Source organism: Vibrio sp. ECSMB14106, assembly GCF_000972265.1.
Classification (GTDB): Bacteria; Pseudomonadota; Gammaproteobacteria; order Enterobacterales; family Vibrionaceae; genus Vibrio; species Vibrio kanaloae.
Genome location: NZ_LAUM01000005.1, coordinates 81,637 through 99,562, shown reverse-complemented (window position 1 = coordinate 99,562; position 17,926 = coordinate 81,637). Strand labels below are relative to the sequence as shown.

The 17,926-nt window shown below is 44.4% G+C and carries 16 protein-coding genes and 1 pseudogene; 8 read left to right on the top strand and 9 right to left on the bottom strand.

The genetic code is table 11. The features are described 5' to 3' along the window. Positions 1-225: 225 nt before the first annotated feature. The 4 genes and pseudogenes from aceF to ampD all read right to left on the bottom strand — a co-directional run bounded on the left by aceF (position 226) and on the right by ampD (position 6,720). Positions 226-2,109 (bottom strand): pyruvate dehydrogenase complex dihydrolipoyllysine-residue acetyltransferase, encoded by a 1,884-nt coding sequence (aceF, locus tag WR49_RS05275; RefSeq protein WP_046223320.1) that lies wholly within the window; start codon positions 2,107-2,109, stop codon positions 226-228. Positions 2,110-2,135: 26 nt separating this feature from the next. Next, the gene (gene aceE / locus WR49_RS05270; RefSeq protein ID WP_046223319.1) at positions 2,136-4,814 is read right to left on the bottom strand and encodes a pyruvate dehydrogenase (acetyl-transferring), homodimeric type; all 2,679 of its coding nucleotides are present in this window, start codon (positions 4,812-4,814) and stop codon (positions 2,136-2,138) included. Positions 4,815-4,876: 62 nt separating this feature from the next. Next, positions 4,877-5,638 (bottom strand): pyruvate dehydrogenase complex transcriptional repressor PdhR, encoded by a 762-nt coding sequence (gene pdhR / locus WR49_RS05265; protein WP_046223318.1) that lies wholly within the window; start codon positions 5,636-5,638, stop codon positions 4,877-4,879. A gap of 481 nt (positions 5,639-6,119) precedes the next feature. Next, positions 6,120-6,720: pseudogene (gene ampD, locus WR49_RS05260) on the bottom strand (1,6-anhydro-N-acetylmuramyl-L-alanine amidase AmpD). Between the two features lie 83 nt (positions 6,721-6,803). On the opposite strand from ampD, the gene nadC reads away from it, so the two are divergent. From nadC to yacG, 8 genes are all read left to right on the top strand, one after another. After that, positions 6,804-7,694 carry a carboxylating nicotinate-nucleotide diphosphorylase gene (nadC, locus tag WR49_RS05250; RefSeq protein WP_046223315.1) on the top strand — a complete coding sequence of 297 codons (891 nt, stop codon included), beginning with the start codon at positions 6,804-6,806 and terminating at the stop codon, positions 7,692-7,694. A gap of 256 nt (positions 7,695-7,950) precedes the next feature. After that, positions 7,951-8,421: a pilin gene (locus tag WR49_RS05245; protein WP_046223314.1), complete on the top strand. Its 471-nt coding sequence runs from the start codon at positions 7,951-7,953 to the stop codon at positions 8,419-8,421. After that, complete coding sequence (gene pilB, locus WR49_RS05240) at positions 8,421-10,106, top strand: type IV-A pilus assembly ATPase PilB (RefSeq protein WP_046223313.1); 1,686 nt, start codon at positions 8,421-8,423, stop codon at positions 10,104-10,106. Before WR49_RS05245 ends, pilB begins: the two co-directional genes overlap by 1 nt. A gap of 15 nt (positions 10,107-10,121) precedes the next feature. Further along, positions 10,122-11,351 (top strand): type II secretion system F family protein, encoded by a 1,230-nt coding sequence (locus WR49_RS05235; protein WP_046223312.1) that lies wholly within the window; start codon positions 10,122-10,124, stop codon positions 11,349-11,351. A gap of 67 nt (positions 11,352-11,418) precedes the next feature. After that, on the top strand, positions 11,419-12,288 hold the full coding sequence (locus tag WR49_RS05230; protein ID WP_046223311.1) for a prepilin peptidase: 870 nt from the start codon (positions 11,419-11,421) through the stop codon (positions 12,286-12,288). A gap of 2 nt (positions 12,289-12,290) precedes the next feature. Then, entirely contained in the window at positions 12,291-12,905 is a 615-nt protein-coding gene (coaE, locus tag WR49_RS05225; protein ID WP_046223310.1) for a dephospho-CoA kinase, read from the top strand. A 26-nt stretch (positions 12,906-12,931) separates the two neighbouring features. Next, positions 12,932-13,672 carry a cell division protein ZapD gene (gene zapD / locus WR49_RS05220; protein WP_029627015.1) on the top strand — a complete coding sequence of 247 codons (741 nt, stop codon included), beginning with the start codon at positions 12,932-12,934 and terminating at the stop codon, positions 13,670-13,672. 80 nt (positions 13,673-13,752) lie between these two features. Further along, positions 13,753-13,950, top strand: coding sequence for a DNA gyrase inhibitor YacG (gene yacG, locus WR49_RS05215; protein WP_017056605.1), 198 nt, complete (start codon positions 13,753-13,755; stop codon positions 13,948-13,950). Positions 13,951-14,143: 193 nt separating this feature from the next. Here the strand turns inward: yacG and rplS are convergent, their stop codons facing one another. From rplS to ffh, 5 genes are all read right to left on the bottom strand, one after another. Beyond that, a complete protein-coding gene (gene rplS / locus WR49_RS05210; protein WP_046223309.1) occupies positions 14,144-14,497 on the bottom strand; it encodes a 50S ribosomal protein L19 in 354 nt (117 codons plus the stop codon). A 59-nt stretch (positions 14,498-14,556) separates the two neighbouring features. Beyond that, on the bottom strand, positions 14,557-15,297 hold the full coding sequence (trmD, locus tag WR49_RS05205; RefSeq protein WP_046223308.1) for a tRNA (guanosine(37)-N1)-methyltransferase TrmD: 741 nt from the start codon (positions 15,295-15,297) through the stop codon (positions 14,557-14,559). A gap of 26 nt (positions 15,298-15,323) precedes the next feature. After that, entirely contained in the window at positions 15,324-15,878 is a 555-nt protein-coding gene (gene rimM, locus WR49_RS05200; RefSeq protein ID WP_017056602.1) for a ribosome maturation factor RimM, read from the bottom strand. 24 nt (positions 15,879-15,902) lie between these two features. Continuing rightward, entirely contained in the window at positions 15,903-16,151 is a 249-nt protein-coding gene (rpsP, locus tag WR49_RS05195; RefSeq protein ID WP_004735508.1) for a 30S ribosomal protein S16, read from the bottom strand. 211 nt (positions 16,152-16,362) lie between these two features. Continuing rightward, a complete protein-coding gene (gene ffh / locus WR49_RS05190; RefSeq protein WP_046223307.1) occupies positions 16,363-17,748 on the bottom strand; it encodes a signal recognition particle protein in 1,386 nt (461 codons plus the stop codon). Positions 17,749-17,926 lie beyond the last annotated feature (178 nt).

Sequence of the window (17,926 nt, the reverse complement as noted above, 5' to 3'; positions counted from 1 at the left end):
ATTATCCCTAACAGGCTGAGTAGATGTTCTTAAAATTATTGGGCTTTCAAACAGGAAACATTTTACAGAGATGTTAACAGTGTGAAAGTAGCTTTAAGTTAGCCTGTGAGCTAGACAACAATTCCCCATCAGATTATGAGAAATGCAGGAAACTGTTCTCTAAAAATAGTCTTTATATAAAGAATTAAGGTGACTCGAAAGTCACCTTAATAATTACTTTCTCAATTACAGAACTAGACGACGAATGTCAGATAGCGCGCTGTTTAGGAAAGTAATGAAGCGTGCACCTTCTGCACCATCGATCACACGGTGGTCGTATGATAGAGACAGTGGAAGCTGTAGACGTGGTTGGAACTCTTTACCATTCCAAACAGGCTTAATCTCAGACTTAGATACACCTAGGATACCTACTTCTGGCGCATTTACGATTGGTGTAAATGCAGTACCGCCAATACCACCAAGGCTAGAGATTGTGAAACAACCGCCTTGCATGTCTGCCGCTGTTAGCTTACCAGAACGTGCTTTCTTAGAAACAACCATGAGTTCTTCAGATAGCTCGTAAATGCCTTTCTTGTTCACGTCTTTGAAGACAGGAACCACTAGGCCGTTTGGTGTATCAACTGCGATACCCACGTTTACGTACTTCTTAAGAATGATGCTTTCGCCATCTTCAGAAAGAGAAGAGTTAAACGCAGGGAATGCTTCTAGCGCTTTAGCAACAGCTTTCATGATGAACACAAGTGGTGTGATCTTCATGCCAGTGTCTTTCTTCGCTTCGATTGCGTTCTGTTCTTTACGGAATGCTTCTAGCTCAGTGATGTCTGCGTTGTCCCACTGTGTAACGTGAGGGATCATTACCCAGTTACGGTGCAGGTTTGCGCCAGAGATCTTCTTGATCTTAGACAGTTTCTGAACTTCAGTTTCGCCGAACTTGCTGAAGTCAACTTTTGGCCATGGTAGTAGACCAAGAGCAGAACCGTCGCCACCTTTGCCAGATGCTGCAGTACCAGACTCAAGACGCTTAAGTGCATCTTTAACGTAAGACTGAACGTCTTCTTTAAGTACGCGGCTCTTACGACCAGTACCTTTAACTTTCGCTAGGTTTACGCCGAACTCACGAGCTAGACGACGAACAACTGGAGATGCGTGAGCATACTCGCCGTTCTCTTGGAAGTCATCTGATGCTGCTGGAGCCGCTGCAGGTGCTTCTGCTTTAGGAGCAGGTGCCGCCGCAGGAGCCGGAGCTGCTGCTTGTGCAAGTGCTGCAACAGGAGCTGCGCCTTCAACGACGAAAGTCATGATTAGAGAGCCAGTTGACACTTTGTCGCCCGCTGCAATCTTGATCTCTTTTACTGTACCAGCGAATGGTGCTGGCACTTCCATTGAAGCTTTGTCACCTTCAACAGTAATTAAAGATTGCTCTTCTTCTACTGTATCGCCAACCGCTACCATGATTTCAGTAACTTCTACTTCGTCACCACCGATATCTGGAACGTTTACTTCTTTCTCAGCTGATGCTGCTGGAGCCGCTGCAACTGGTGCTGCTTCTGCTACAGGAGCTGGAGCTGCTGCGCCTGAGCCAGCAACTTCAAATACCATCACTAGAGAACCCGTAGAAACTGAATCACCAGAAGCGATCTTGATTTCTTTAACGATACCAGCGAATGGTGCAGGAACTTCCATTGAAGCCTTGTCGCCTTCAACAGTAAGAAGAGATTGCTCTTCTTCTACTGCATCACCGATAGCAACCATGATTTCAGTTACTTCAACTTCATCACCGCCGATATCAGGAACGTGAACTTCTTTAAGCTCTGCCGCTGCAGGCGCAGCTACTGGAGCTGCCTCTGCTGCTGGAGCAGGTGCAGCTTCAGCTGCACCCTCGGCTTCGAAAATCATGATAAGAGAACCAGTAGAAACTGAATCACCTTCCGCTACTTTGATCTCTTTAACGATACCCGCTTGAGACGCTGGAACTTCCATTGAAGCTTTGTCGCCTTCAACAGTGATCAGTGACTGCTCTTCTTCAACCTTGTCGCCAACGTTTACAAGAATCTCAGTTACTTCAACCTCGTCAGCACCAATGTCTGGTACATTAATTTCGATTGTCATTGTTTTTTCCTACCTTAATGCCAGTCTTATGCGTATTGCGGGTTAGTTTTTTCAGTGTCGATATCGAACTTAGCAATTGCTTCAACAACGACAGATTTCTCAATATCACCACGTTTAGCCAGTTCAGTTAGCGCTGCAACTACGATGTAGCCAGCGTTAACTTCGAAGTGACGACGTAGGTTTGCACGGCTGTCAGAACGGCCGAAACCATCTGTACCAAGTACTTTGTAAGACTCAGTTGGCATGTACGCACGTACTTGCTCAGCGTAGTTCTTCATGTAGTCAGTCACTGCGATTGCAGGTTCTTTACCAAGAACTGTTGTGATGTACGGTACTTTCTCTTCAGCTTCTGGGTGAAGCATGTTGTCACGCTCTACCGATTGGCCGTCACGAGTAAGTTCGTTGAACGACGTTACAGAGAATACGTCAGATGCTACGCCGTACTCTTCACTTAGAATTGCACCTGCTTTACGCGCTTCGTTCATGATAGTACCAGAGCTCATTAGTTGAACTTTGCCCTTAGTCGCTTTATCACCTTGAGGAACGTAAGATTCAAGCTTGTAGATACCCTTACGGATGCCTTCTTCAGCGCCTTCTGGCATTGCAGGCATTGCGTAGTTCTCGTTCATTACTGTTAGGTAGTAGTAAACGTTCTCTTGCTCAGGACCGTACATGCGACGGATACCGTCTTGCATGATTACTGCTAGCTCGTAAGCAAACGTTGGGTCGTAAGAGATACAGTTCGGGATCGTGTTCGCTTGGATGTGCGAGTGACCATCTTCGTGCTGTAGACCTTCACCGTTCAGTGTTGTACGACCAGCAGTCGCACCTAGTAGGAAGCCACGAGCTTGTTGGTCACCTGCTAGCCATGCCATGTCACCAATACGTTGGAAACCGAACATTGAGTAGTAGATGTAGAACGGGATCATCGGCAGATCGTTTGTGCTGTATGACGTTGCAGCCGCAAGCCATGACGCCATAGAACCTAGCTCGTTGATACCTTCTTGAAGAACTTGACCTGATGTCGCTTCTTTGTAGTAAGAAACGATGCCTTTATCTTCAGGTGTGTATTCTTGACCTTGTGGGTTGTAAATACCAACCTGACGGAATAGACCTTCCATACCGAATGTACGAGCTTCATCACAGATGATAGGAACAATGTTCTTACCAATATTCTTATCTTTAAGCAGGATGTTTAGCGTACGTACATAAGCCATAGTGGTAGAGATATCACGCTTCTGCTCACCAAGTAGAGGTGCGAATGCGTCTAGCTCCGGAACCTTGAACTCTTGCGTAAATTTAGGCAGACGTGCTGGCGTGTAACCTTGTAGAGCTTTACGACGAGCGTGTAGGTATTCGTACTCAGCAGAACCTTCTTCCAGTTTCAGGTAAGGAAGTTCAGCGACTTTCTCATCAGAAAGAAGCTCTTGTAGGCCTAAACGATCACGTAGGTATTGAACGTGAGTCATGTCCATCTTCTTAACACCGTGAGCGATGTTTTTACCTTCTGCAGCTTCGCCCATACCGTAACCTTTAACAGTCTTAGCTAGGATTACCGTTGGCTTACCGTTTGTCTCTTTTGCATTGTTGAATGCAGAGAACAGTTTAGAAGAATCGTGGCCACCACGTTTCAGTTCGAAGATCTCGTCATCGGTCATGTCTGCAACAAGTGCAGCAGTTTCAGGGTACTTACCAAAGAAGTGTTCACGTACGTATGCACCATCTTTAGACTTGAACGTTTGGTAGTCACCATCGATAGTTTCGTTCATTAGTTGAAGAAGCTTACCAGTCGTGTCTTTAGCAAGTAGAGAGTCCCAGTTGCTACCCCAGATAACTTTAACAACGTTCCAACCTGCGCCTTTGAATAGGCCTTCAAGTTCTTGAATGATGCTACCGTTACCCATTACAGGGCCATCTAGACGCTGTAGGTTACAGTTGATGAGGAAACATAGATTGTCTAACTTCTCACGCGAAGCGAAAGAGATAGCACCACGTGATTCTGGCTCATCCATCTCACCGTCACCTAGGAACGCGTATACACGTTGCGCTGAAGTATCTTTCAGGCCACGACCTTCAAGGTACTTAAGGAAGCGCGCTTGGTAGATAGCAGAAATCGGACCTAGACCCATAGATACAGTAGGGAACTGCCAGAATTCAGGCATCAATTTAGGGTGCGGGTAAGAAGGGATACCTTTACCATCAACTTCTTGACGGAAGTTATCTAGTTGCTCTTCAGTTAGACGACCTTCAACGAATGCACGAGAGTAGATACCTGGAGAGATGTGACCTTGGTAGTAAACTAGATCGCCACCGTCAGTCTCGTTTGGAGCACGGAAGAAGTGGTTAAAACAAACTTCATAGAACGCTGCTGCTGACTGGTAAGAAGCCATGTGACCACCAAGGTCTAGGTCTTTCTTAGAAGCACGCAATACGATCATGATTGCGTTCCAACGAATAATCGAACGAATACGACGCTCAAGAGTTACGTCACCAGGGTAAGCTGGCTCTTGTGCTGCTGGAATTGTGTTGATGTAGTTTGTGTTGATGCCTGTAGCCATATCAACACCATCTAAACGCGCTTTATCTAGAACTTGTTCTAGTAAAAACTGTGCACGTTCTACACCTTCTTCACGTACTACTGACTCAAGAGCTTCTAACCAATCTTGAGTTTCCAGAGCATCAACGTCATGCTTCATGTCAGACATGGCGATCTATCCTTTTTGTTAGTTGGATTCTACTAAACACGTAAACAGCCGAAGTATTACGACTATTTACCCTGTTGAATTCGACGTAGAGAACGTTCGCGACGCGATTCTTCCTTCGTCAAATCAAGCAATGTTTCTTCGATGTAAGCTAAATGAGAATGTGACATTTCACGCGCCTGTTCTGGCAGCCCTGAAACGATCGCATCTACAATGTTAGCTCGATGTATACTCACTTTCTCCACAACGTCTTTACGACGATGCAACAGCTTTAAATTTTCTAAGACGTTTTGTTCGAGTAACGGAGCCAAGCTACGAACAATGTGCAATAACACTACATTGTGCGCTGCCTCTGTTAAAGCAACAAGAAAAGCCATCACCGCTGCAGATTCGGCTTCAATATCACCCTTATCTTGCGCACCATGAATTTTTTCTTGGCATGCTTGAATTCGAGTAAAGTCTTCTTCAGTGCCACGCAATGCCGCGAAGTAAGCCGAAATCCCTTCCATCGCATGACGCGATTCCAACAAGTCTAGTTGGGTTTCAGAATGGGAGGACAACAAATTAAGCAAAGGATCTGAAAAGCTTTTCCAGATACTTTCGCTAACAAACGTACCTCCACCTTGACGGCGAGTAAGCAAGCGTTTTGCCTCTAAACGTTGTATCGCTTCTCGGACTGAAGGACGAGACACATCGAACTGTTTCGCCAGTTCGCGCTCAGGCGGCAGTTGCTGCCCTGGAGCCAGTGTTCCTTCCACAATCAACCTTTCTAACTCTTGCTCGATAACATCGGAGAGTTTTGGCTGACGAATCCTTTGATAAGCCATAGTTTATTGTTCTTCTTTTTCTTCGCTGACAATTGGTAATACCAATTTTAAGTTGAGCAGAAATTAACATAATTAAAACGCCACTGTCCAGCCTAAAGTTGACCTGTATCATAGAATACAGCATGAATTAACCACGATTTAACAAATGAAATTTAAAACAGCAACCAAATTGGTCTTACCATTTACAGGAGTAATACTTTTGGGGAGCTTTCGTGCTAGAAAGTTTCAGGATAAAAATGAATTGTTTCAGGAATACTAGCTTAAACTGGTTAAAAATCGAACCAAGAGCACAATTGAGAGTAAAATCCTGTTCATAAATATTAATATCTGAGTGTTTGATAGGCCCGTCACACTCTCAGTTTATTGATCCCCTCTCCTCAACCACTTCCTTTACATAACAACAACAAAAACTCACAAGTGATTATACTAAATGTTGACGACTTAAGGCTCAGTACACACTGAACCCTATTAAAATTTAGGCCTAAATCTTGAGCTTTCCTTTAAACTTCTGCCAATCGAAAACCAAGCCTGGATCAGTTTTTCGAAGGGGCGCAATATATTGGTGTCCAGTAATTCGCTGGTTAGTAATCGCGGGAAAATTCGACATTAGAGTCTTGGTTAATTGTACTAAAGATTGATATTGCAGCTCGGTGTACGAGACAAAGTCACTGCCCTCCAATTCAATACCAATAGAGTAATCGTTACACTTTTCACGCCCGGAAAAGCTAGACTGACCAGCATGCCAAGCTCGATCAAGAAACGAAACAAACTGCACCACTTCACCGTCACGACGAATTAAACAGTGAGCAGAAACGCCCATCTGGTGAATCACCTTGAAAAACGGATGGGCATTTGGGTTCAGGTTTCCAGTAAAAAATTGCTCAATATAGGGCCCACCAAACTGACCCGGCGGTAAACTGATGTTGTGAACCACCAGCAGAGAGATGTCCTCACAATCCGGTCTTGAATCAAAATACGGGGATGGGACATGTCGAGCGTTGTCATACCATCCGTTGGAACTGATCATCATCTTGGTCTCACTTTCTTTTCCGCTAGCACAATAAGAATGTGACCTTGCCCATAGAGCAGTCGCGCTAGCCTCTTTAATTTGAAGTTAAGCAAGAGTATCATTCCATTCCCACTCCCTTTCAAGATTAGATTTGCGATGAAAAACACACATAACAGCCACCAACGCCTTGACTACTTAAAAGAGCAACTGCCTCGAGAGATCACACGTGCCGTCGCGGATGCTATCAAAGAAGATCTAGGCGGAACGTTGGATCCAGCGGCTGATATTACGGCAAGTCTAATCCCTGCAGACGCAATCAATAGCGCAACCATCATTACCCGAGAGCACGGCGTATTCTGTGGTAAAGCTTGGGCTGATGAAGTGTTTAAGCAATTGGGCGGTGAAGTCACTATCGAGTGGAACGTAGAAGACGGTGACAAGGTTGAGCCAAACCAAACGCTTTGTTCATTAACAGGTCCAGCACGCGCACTATTAACGGGTGAGCGAAACGCAATGAACTTCATCCAAACACTATCAGGTTGTGCAACAGCAACGGCAATCTACGCCGATAAAATCAAACACACAGAATGCCGCCTGTTAGATACACGTAAAACCATTCCTGGCCTACGCAGCGCACTAAAATACGCGGTCGCTTGTGGCGGCGGTTTTAATCACCGTATTGGCGTTTTCGATGCGTACCTAATCAAAGAAAATCACATCATCGCATGCGGTGGTATTGAGAAAGCTATCTCTACGGCAAAAGAGCTGAACCCAGGCAAGCCAGTAGAAGTTGAAACAGAGAGCCTAGCAGAGCTAGAACAAGCGATCACCGCAGGCGCAGACATCGTTATGCTAGATAACTTCACCACCGACATGATGCGCGAAGCCGTTAAAATCAACGCTGGCCGAGCGGAACTTGAAAACTCAGGTAACGTCACTCTAGAGACAATAGCTGAGTTCGCTGAAACAGGGGTTGATTATATCTCTGTAGGGGCGCTAACCAAGCACCTAAAAGCAATGGATTTATCGATGAGATTTATGGGTTAATCTATTTAATTATCAATACTTTAACTACCAAGGCATGGCTATAGGCGATGCCTTTTTTATTGCTTGTCTTATCAATATATCAAGTGGTTAGTTTAAGTTGATCGCATAATTTTGCGCTCGATATGCAACGAGACACTATAAAACACAAAACCACTCGCGACCACACCTGCACACCATTCCACTTCTCCATTTCGACTTATATTCTCTCCATCAACCAGTGCTTGCACTGAAACAAACCAAATAATGGAAGAGAAAAATGAACAACAAAAGAACAAATCAGAAAGGTTTTACGTTAATTGAATTGATGATTGTGGTGGCGATAATTGGGATCTTGTCAGCATTTGCTGTTCCGGCTTATCAAGATTATACGAAAAAAGCGACTCTATCAGAGTTTCCAAAAGCAGCTGCGGCAGTCAAGTTAGCAGTTGAGCTTTGTGCTCACGAAAATGGTCAAGCCAACTTTGCGAGCAGTTGTATAAGCTCAACATCAGCAGCAGCCACAACAGTTCCTGCGGAGTTAATCCTCAACGAGATTAAGATCTATGCTCAGGAAGGTACCCTAACTTCTGGTGCAGTAGAAATCATAGCAGAAGCTAACAGTGCTAAAGGTCCAATAGCCGCAACAGAGAAGTATGTTATGGCTGCAGAATTTAAAAATGAAGGCATTATTTGGACCAATACTTGTTTTGACACTAACGATGCTTTACAAACCGTATACTGCCCATAATGCTCACTAATCTGCCCACGGTTCTACGTCAGGCTAATCTACTTAGTCTGACTCAAGAACAAGCTGTTGCGGAATATGTACAAGCTTCAGGTGTTTCTACGCCTGAAGCTTTACTCGTTCTTGATTTATTCAGCGGCGATTCCTTAGCAAGCAATATCAAAACCATTTTCGGTTTACCGTTAGTACAACTCGCCAATACCAACTACGAAACCTTGTGTGAACAGCTAGGGCTTCGTGAGCTGATCACCAAGTATTGTGCTATTCCGATTACCGTTTCTAGTTCTACGCTCACGCTCGCCTCTGCCGACCCGACCGACTTACACGCTGAAGACGATTTCCGATTTGCGACAGGGTTGCAAATTGAACTCGTCGTCGCTAATTATTCAGAATTAGAAGGCGCGATACGCAAATTGTATGGCCGCTCGATTTTCGGACAAGACTCCAAGCGAAAAGAGATCACTCAAGATGAACTCGCCAACCTGGTTGAAGTCTCTGACGATGAAATCACGTCAATTGAAGACCTCAGCCAAGATGATTCCCCTGTGAGCCGTTTTATCAATCAAATATTGGTTGATGCGGTGCGTAAAGGCGCCTCTGATATCCACTTCGAACCTTATGAAGAAAACTACCGCGTGCGCTTGCGTTGCGATGGCATCCTTGTCGAAATTCAACAGCCCGCTTCTCATTTAAGTCGTCGGTTATCGGCCCGCTTAAAAATTCTCGCTAAGTTGGATATTGCCGAGCGTCGATTGCCTCAAGACGGCCGCATCAAGTTGCGGTTAAATGATGAGCTTGCGATTGATATGCGTGTATCAACACTGCCAACCTTATGGGGCGAAAAGATCGTACTGCGCCTACTAGACAGTAGCGCTGCCAATTTAGATATCGATAAACTCGGCTACAGCGAAGAACAAAAAGCACTCTACCTTAATGCACTGAAACGACCGCAAGGGATGATTTTAATGACCGGGCCAACCGGCAGTGGCAAAACAGTCTCTCTTTACACCGGCCTTCGAGTTCTTAACACCACAGAACGCAACATCTCTACCGCAGAAGATCCGGTCGAAATTAACTTACGTGGTATCAACCAAGTACAAGTCACACCAAAGATCGGCTTTGGATTTGCTGAAGCACTACGATCCTTTTTACGACAAGACCCAGACATCGTGATGGTCGGAGAGATTCGTGACTTAGAAACGGCAGAGATAGCGATCAAAGCCTCGCAAACAGGCCACTTAGTCCTTTCAACACTGCATACAAACTCTGCAGCAGAAACCGTCACTCGACTCGCTCACATGGGGATAGAGCCCTTTAACCTTGCTTCATCATTAAGCCTAATTATTGCTCAGCGACTCGCAAGGCGCTTGTGCAACCATTGCAAGACGGTGGATGATTCACCGGACATATTTCTGCGTCACTCTATTCCCAACAGCCAAACCATTTACAAAGCCAACCCACAAGGGTGCAATGAGTGTACTCAAGGGTATTCTGGCCGAGTCGGTATCTACGAAGTGATGCCGTTTACCGACCAACTCAAAAACAGCCTTATCAACAAGCCTAACGCGCTAACAATTGAAAGCCTTGCTCGTCGGGAAGGCATGCGAACCCTACAAGAATCAGGGCTTGATAAGCTGCTTGAAGGTATCACCAGCTATCAAGAACTACAGCGTGTTCTGTACATATAGTCCAATGGAGAACAAATGAGTATTCAGCCCAAACAGTCACAATTAAAAAGCTACCATTGGAGAGGTATAAATAGCTCAGGTAAGAAAGTGTCTGGCCAAACTTTAGCGTTAACCGAATTGGAAGTACGAGAGAAACTCAATGAACAGCATATCCAGATAAAAAAAATCAAAAAGAAAAGCATCTCGGCCATTACACGCTTAACGCATCGCGTCAAAGCAAAAGACATCACTATTTTGACTCGCCAACTGGCCACTATGCTAACCACTGGTGTGCCCATCGTGCAGGCGATTAAATTGGTATCAGATAACCACCGCAAAGCTGAAATGAAATCTATTCTGTCGCATATCTGTAAAGGCATCGAAGCCGGCACCCCTATTTCAAGAGCGATGCGTACGGCCAGTAGCCACTTTGATGAGCTCTATACCGACTTAGTCGCAACTGGCGAACTTTCAGGTAACCTTGCGCAAGTCTTTGATCGCTTAGCGACATATCGAGAAAAGAGTGAGCAACTCCGCTCAAAAGTCATCAAAGCACTCATTTACCCTGCTATGGTGGTGTTAGTTGCCTTATCGGTTTCTTACCTAATGCTAACCGTGGTTATTCCAGAATTTGAATCCATGTTTGCAGGCTTTGGCGCTGATCTCCCTTGGTTTACCCAGCAGGTTTTGCAATTATCACATTGGATGCAAGCTTATAGTCTGTACGCTTTGATTGCCGTTAGTGTTGTAATGGTCAGTTTTAAATTACTGCGTAAGCGCTCCTACTCACTCAGATTAACCACCAGTCGACTTAGTTTAAAATTTCCCATACTCGGTACGGTTCTATCTAAAGCTTCTATCGCCAAATTCAGTCGAACTCTTTCTACTAGTTTCAGTTCAGGTATCCCGATCCTGACTAGCCTTAAAACCACGGCAAAAACCGCGGGTAACCTTCATTATGAGGTTGCGATTGGAGAAGTTCACCGTGAAACGGCCGCAGGTATGCCAATGTATATCGCGATGCGTAATACAGACGTGTTCCCCGAAATGGTGCTACAAATGGTGATGATTGGTGAGGAATCGGGAAATTTAGACGACATGCTCAACAAGGTTGCGACTATTTATGAATTTGAAGTCGATAATACCGTTGATAACTTAGGTAAGATTTTGGAACCGCTGATCATTGTCTTTCTGGGCACCGTTGTAGGAGGGCTTGTTGTCGCAATGTACTTACCAATCTTTAATCTAATGAGTGTGTTAGGATAGTAAAAGCGACTTAACACCCATGAGTAGCAAACTTCGACTCATATAGATCACGTGGTAAAAAGACACTATGGAAGTACTTCACTACTATCCTTGGCTATTCCCTGTATTAGCTTTCATTTTTAGCCTTCTTATCGGCAGCTTTCTCAACGTTGTAATTCATCGATTACCGATTATGATGGAACGTGAGTGGCAACAAGAGTGCTCCGAATATTTCTCTCAATATAAAATCCCAGCACCTGAAGGGGAATTTAATCTTAGCACTCCACGTTCAACTTGCCCGAAATGTGACACCCAATTAAGAGTCATCGACAATATCCCCGTTTTGAGCTGGTTGTTCTTAGAGGGCAAGTGCCACAGTTGTGCGAATCCAATCAGTGCTCGCTACCCTTTGGTAGAATTACTTACTGCAACACTTTGTACCGTGGTGGCGAGTCACTTTGGTTTTAGTTTCTACGCAATCGCGCTGATCTTTTTCACCTTCGCATTGATTACGGCGACCTTTATTGATCTCGACACCATGATGCTGCCTGATCAAATCACCTTGCCGTTAATTTGGTCTGGGATCGCGTTAACACTTTTTAATATCAGCCCTGTCTCGCTTCAAGACTCAGTAGTTGGTGCGATGGTTGGTTACTTAGCCTTATGGTCTGTCTATTGGCTTTTCAAACTACTCACGGGTAAAGAAGGAATGGGCTATGGTGACTTTAAATTATTAGCAGCACTTGGGGCATGGCTTGGGTGGCAGCACCTACCAATGATCATTCTTTTATCATCACTCGTCGGCCTTATTTTTGGATTGATTCAACTGAGGTTAAAACAACAAGGCATAGATAAAGCTTTCCCATTTGGACCTTACCTCGCCATTGCTGGTTGGGTAAGCTTGATGTGGGGTAACGACATCATGGATTGGTATTTCACGTCTGTATTAGGAATTTGATCATGGCAATCATTATCGGATTAAGTGGTGGGATCGCCAGTGGTAAAACCACGGTAGCTAACCTTTTCAATAAACACTTTAATATTGATATTGTCGATGCTGATATAGTGGCTCGTGAAGTCGTGGCACCAGGCAGCAAAGGCCTACAACAGATTACTGACCATTTTGGTGAAGCGATTTTACTTGAAGATGGGACGCTAAACCGAAGTAAACTACGTGAGCAGATTTTCTCTAATGCAAAAGAAAAGCAATGGCTCAATGATCTTCTTCATCCGATGATCCGCAACAAAATTGACAGTGACCTGTCTAAAGTCACCTCTCCTTATGCTTTATTAGTAGCTCCTCTATTGGTTGAAAACCAAATGCAAGGTATGGCCGACCGCGTATTGATCGTTGATGTGCCTTCCGAAGTGCAAATAGAGCGTACGATGAATCGTGATAATGTTTCTAGGGAACAAGTTGTATCAATTTTAAAATCACAGGCTTCAAGAGAACAACGTTTAGCCATTGCCGATGATGTGATTGAAAACCATACTAAAAACCAAGAACTTTTGCCTCAAATCACAGATTTACATCAAAAGTATCTGGCAATCAGTACAGTAGATGGGTCAGAATAGAACTATGTTGAATGAAGGCTTGCTTGATGATCACCCACAAATTTGAACATCCTCTGAATGAGAAAACACGAATTTACTTAAGAGTTGAATCACTCTTGAGACAACTACACTTGTCTTCTACATTTTCCGATGCTCAACAGTATCAACTCTTTTTCCGTTCTATCTTTGACCTGATTGAAATTTTCGAACAGATTCAGCTTAAGAGCGAACTCGCAAAAGACATTGAGAAGCAGCGTTTGACCTATAAAAGCTGGTTAAACGTTGAAGGTGTCGATCAAGAGATGCTAACGTCATTACTCAAAGACATTGGCAACATCTATCGTGAACTGATGCAAGCAGAGCGTTTTGGTCAATCACTGAAGGAAGACCGCTTCCTGAGCGCTATTCGCCAACGTTTTAACCTACCAGGTGGCTCATGCTGCTTTGATTTACCCGCACTGCATTACTGGCTACACCTTCCTCTCGACAAAAGAATGAGAGATGCCAAAATGTGGATGGATAGCCTACAACCTTTGTACGAAGCGCTAACGCTATGGTTAAAGCTAACCAGAGAAACTGGCCACTTTAAAGAGCAAATTGCTCGTGCAGGCTTCTTCCAGAGCGATGCTGATGAAGCAAATATCCTGCGTCTTTCTATTCCGATGCAATACGGCGCTTACCCGATGATCTCGGGTCATAAAAACCGTTTTGCCGTTAAATTCATGAGCTTTGAAACAGGGCAAGCCTGTACTCAAGATATCGAATTTGAATTGGCCATCTGCACCTAATTAATTTCCTTTTACCGTTTGGCTTGAGTGCTCACTCGAGCCTAAACTCACTATTATCACCCCTCAAATTAAGAATCACTATGTCGAAGAAAATCACCATCGTTAAATGCCCTCAATGTAATACTGACGTTGAATGGGGTGAACAAAGCCCACATCGCCCGTTTTGCAGTAAGCAATGTCAGATGATTGATTTTGGTGAATGGGCAGATGAAGAGAACAGCATCGCTGGCGCACCAGACATGTCGGATAGCGATGGTTGGTCGGAAGATCCACACTAGCCACTTAGCATAGCGAGTAAATTTTGAAGGGTTGGCGTTTAACGTCAATCCTTTTTTATTGCCGGTGATTCCTTATTTCCTCAAGAGCGAGGAACGAGCGAATTGAGACTCTCTTGCCTGCTCAGCTCTAAATTACAGACACAAAAAAGCGGAGCCAAATGGCTCCGCTTTTATCGATAGAATGCAAAAAGAATTACTTTTTAGTAAGCTTCTCTTTAATACGAGCTGACTTACCAGAACGCTCACGTAGGTAGTACAACTTGGCACGACGTACTGCACCACGGCGTTTAACTTCGATGCTATCAACGATTGGAGAGTGAGTTTGGAACGTACGTTCTACACCTTCACCGTTCGAGATCTTACGAACTGTGAATGCAGAGTGTAGACCACGGTTACGAATAGCGATTACAACGCCTTCGAAAGCCTGTAGACGCTCACGGTCACCTTCTTTTACCTTAACCTGAACTACAACAGTGTCACCTGGTGCGAATTTAGGAAGGTCTGATTTTAGTTGCTCTTCTTCAAGAGCCTTGATGATGTTGCTCATTTGTATAAATTCCTAGAATAAACTGATACTAAATTTAATAGGTTACTGCTTGCTTTTCGTTAAGAGCGTTGCTCTTTAATGAATTCAGCCAGTAATTGTTCCTGTTCGTCAGTCAGAGCTAGGTTTTCCAGGAGCTCTGGTCTTCTTAGCCAAGTTCGGCCCAACGATTGTTTCAATCGCCAGCGACGAATGTCCTGATGGTTTCCAGACTTGAGTACCGATGGTACATCTTTATCGTCTAGCACCTCAGGGCGCGTATAATGGGGACAATCTAGCAAACCATTTGCAAAAGAATCTTCTTCTGCTGAAGCGAAATCTCCAAGTACCCCCGGAACAAACCGAGAGACTGAATCAATCAGCGTCATGGCTGGCAATTCGCCACCCGTCATCACAAAATCACCAATCGACCATTCTTCGTCGACTTCTGATTGAATGATGCGCTCATCTACCCCTTCGTAGCGACCACAAATAAGAAGTAAATTCTCGTTTGTTGCCAACTCTTCAACACCTTTTTGGTCGAGTTTGCGACCTTGAGGTGAAAGGTAGATAACCTTCGTCTTTCCCGGTGATGCTTGCTTGGCAGTTTGGATAGCATCGCGCAAAGGCTGAACCATCATTAACATGCCAGGACCACCACCGTAAGGTCTGTCATCAACAGTGCGATGTTTATCATGAGTGAAATCACGAGGATTCCATGTCTCAATAGATAAAAGACCTTTTTTAACCGCTTGACCTGTTACTCCAAAATCAGTAACAGAACGGAACATTTCAGGAAACAGGCTTATTACGCCAACCCACATGTGTTCTCTCGCTCTGTAATTTGGAATTAGAATCCAGGATCCCAGTCAACTTCGATCCGTCGAGCTTCGCGATCAACTTTCTTGACCACTTGCTCTTCAAGGTACGGTACTAACCGTTCCTTTTGACCAAAAGCATCTTTAAGATTTGCTTTGATTACGAGAACATCGTTCGAGCCAGTCTCTAATAGGTCTGTGACCTTACCAAGGTCGTAACCTTTAGTAGTAAAAACTTGCATACCAAACAATTCACGCCAGTAGAATTCATCTTCTGACAATTCAGGTAACGAAGCAGGGTCAATAGCAATTTCAAAGTTAGTCATCAGTTGCGCGTCTTCACGAACGTCTAATCCCGCTAGCTTACATACATAACCTTGGCCATGACGTTTCCAGCTCTCAACTTTGTACTCAACCCACTTACCCTTTTGGTTTAAATACCAAGGGGTGTAATCAAATATGCTTTCAGCATTGTCTGTGTAGGAGAACACTTTAAGCCAGCCACGAATACCATAGGTAGACCCAAGTTTACCCATGACAATTCTATTGTTTTGCTCGCTCATCGTTTCTTTATCCTTCATCGACATAAGCTATTTCTCTTTAAAAAAGAATTAAGCCGCTTTTTGAGCGTCTTTAACTAGCTTAGCTACACGATCAGATAGAGATGCGCCTTGACCAACCCAGTGGTTAACACGATCTAGGTCTAGACGTAGACCTTCTTCTTGACCTTGAGCAGTAGGGTTAAAGAAACCTACTTTCTCGATGAAACGGCCAGTTACAGAGTTACGGCTATCCGCAACTACGATTTGATAAAATGGGCGCTTCTTTGCACCGTGACGTGCCAAACGAATGGTTACCATGTCGTCCTCTTTGCTTTCTTAATAAAATAATTAACCCCAAGTCTAAGTAATAGCTTGGGGTCTCGTGCCAAATTAAAGCCCCGGAATTTTACTCTTATTCCGGTGCAATGCAAGGGCTTTAGCTGTTTTTTCACCAACATAGCCACCATACACTTTCCGTGACACAGCTAACACTATGAAAAGTAACGTAGCTAAAGGTTACATTTATAGATTATCGGCCGAACGGGTTAAAGCCACCGCCCATACCGCCACCGCCGCCCATCATACCTTGCATGTTGCGCATCATGCCTTTCATGCCACCTTTCTGCATCTTCTTCATCATCTTCTGCATTTGGGTGAATTGCTTAAGCATACGGTTTACATCTTGTACCTGTGTACCTGAACCAGCAGCAATACGCTTTTTGCGTGAGCCTTTGATTAAGTCAGGACGTTGACGCTCTTTCATTGTCATAGAGTTGATGATCGCTTCCATCTGCTTGAACATCTTGTCATCAACTTTATCTTTAACGTTGTCCGGTAGTTGGGACATGCCTGGAAGCTTATCCATCATGCCCATCATACCACCCATGTTGTGCATCTGACCAAGCTGTTCACGGAAGTCTTCAAGGTCAAAACCTTTCTTCTCTTTAAACTTTTTCGCCAGTTTTTCTGCTTTATCGGTATCAACGTTTTTCTGTAGGTCTTCAATAAGAGACAGTACATCGCCCATACCAAGAATACGAGAAGCAACACGATCTGGGTGGAAAGGTTCTAGTGCATCAGTCTTTTCACCAACACCTAAGAATTTAATCGGTTTACCTGTGATATGACGTACAGACAGTGCAGCACCACCACGCGCATCACCATCCACTTTCGTTAAGACAACACCGGTTAGTGGTAGCGCATCACCAAAGGCTTTTGCAGTGTTCGCAGCATCTTGACCTGTCATCGCATCAACAACGAACAGCGTCTCTACTGGGTTAATTGCAGCATGAAGCTCTTTGATCTCGCCCATCATCTCTTCATCGATAGCCAAACGACCAGCGGTATCGACTAATAGCACGTCGTAGAACTTCTTCTTAGCGTGATCGATTGCAGCGTTGGCTATATCAAGAGGTTTTTGATCAGATGAAGACGGGAAGAAATCAACACCAACATCGCTTGCTAACGTTTCAAGCTGTTTGATCGCCGCTGGACGGTAAACGTCGGCAGACACGACCAATACTTTTTTCTTGTCGCGCTCGGTTAGAAGCTTAGATAGCTTACCTACCGATGTGGTTTTACCTGCACCTTGTAGGCCTGCCATTAAGATAACCGCTGGCGGTTGCGCTGCTAGATTCAGAGCCTCGTTAGACTCACCCATTACCGCTTCAAGTTCAGCTTGAACGATCTTAATGAATTCTTGACCAGGTGTGAGAGATTTAGAAACCTCAACACCCACCGCACCTTCTTTTACGCGCTTAACAAAATCGCGGACAACAGGCAGCGCAACGTCGGCTTCAAGTAGCGCCATACGTACTTCACGCAGCGTTTCTTTAATATTGTCTTCGGTCAGGCGACCTTTACCGCTGATATTTTTCAGCGTTTTGGATAGACGATCCGTTAAATTATCAAACATAGTTTTCTCTTCGCTCAATCCTGCGACTATTACTGTGAGTATACATTAGCGTGGATTAGAGTCATACCCGTTGTAGAGCGTTAATCATCCGCGCTTGTGATGTGAGACATTGTTCACTTGGAATTGAGTGAGGTTCACCATAGCCCCAAAGAGCGATGCGAGGTATAATTCGTCTATT

What these genes read in the sequence shown, in the direction of transcription:
- WR49_RS05245 (WP_046223314.1), top strand. Translation starts at nt 7,951, where the DNA reads ATGAACAACAAAAGAACAAATCAGAAAGGTTTTACGTTAATTGAATTG.
- rimM (WP_017056602.1), bottom strand. Translation starts at nt 15,878, where the DNA reads ATGTCGATGAAGGATAAAGAAACGATGAGCGAGCAAAACAATAGAATT.
- aceE (WP_046223319.1), bottom strand. Translation starts at nt 4,814, where the DNA reads ATGTCTGACATGAAGCATGACGTTGATGCTCTGGAAACTCAAGATTGG.
- WR49_RS05230 (WP_046223311.1), top strand. Translation starts at nt 11,419, where the DNA reads ATGGAAGTACTTCACTACTATCCTTGGCTATTCCCTGTATTAGCTTTC.
- pilB (WP_046223313.1), top strand. Translation starts at nt 8,421, where the DNA reads ATGCTCACTAATCTGCCCACGGTTCTACGTCAGGCTAATCTACTTAGT.
- nadC (WP_046223315.1), top strand. Translation starts at nt 6,804, where the DNA reads ATGAAAAACACACATAACAGCCACCAACGCCTTGACTACTTAAAAGAG.
- WR49_RS05235 (WP_046223312.1), top strand. Translation starts at nt 10,122, where the DNA reads ATGAGTATTCAGCCCAAACAGTCACAATTAAAAAGCTACCATTGGAGA.
- trmD (WP_046223308.1), bottom strand. Translation starts at nt 15,297, where the DNA reads ATGTGGGTTGGCGTAATAAGCCTGTTTCCTGAAATGTTCCGTTCTGTT.
- coaE (WP_046223310.1), top strand. Translation starts at nt 12,291, where the DNA reads ATGGCAATCATTATCGGATTAAGTGGTGGGATCGCCAGTGGTAAAACC.
- pdhR (WP_046223318.1), bottom strand. Translation starts at nt 5,638, where the DNA reads ATGGCTTATCAAAGGATTCGTCAGCCAAAACTCTCCGATGTTATCGAG.
- yacG (WP_017056605.1), top strand. Translation starts at nt 13,753, where the DNA reads ATGTCGAAGAAAATCACCATCGTTAAATGCCCTCAATGTAATACTGAC.
- zapD (WP_029627015.1), top strand. Translation starts at nt 12,932, where the DNA reads ATGATCACCCACAAATTTGAACATCCTCTGAATGAGAAAACACGAATT.
- rpsP (WP_004735508.1), bottom strand. Translation starts at nt 16,151, where the DNA reads ATGGTAACCATTCGTTTGGCACGTCACGGTGCAAAGAAGCGCCCATTT.
- rplS (WP_046223309.1), bottom strand. Translation starts at nt 14,497, where the DNA reads ATGAGCAACATCATCAAGGCTCTTGAAGAAGAGCAACTAAAATCAGAC.
- ffh (WP_046223307.1), bottom strand. Translation starts at nt 17,748, where the DNA reads ATGTTTGATAATTTAACGGATCGTCTATCCAAAACGCTGAAAAATATC.
- aceF (WP_046223320.1), bottom strand. Translation starts at nt 2,109, where the DNA reads ATGACAATCGAAATTAATGTACCAGACATTGGTGCTGACGAGGTTGAA.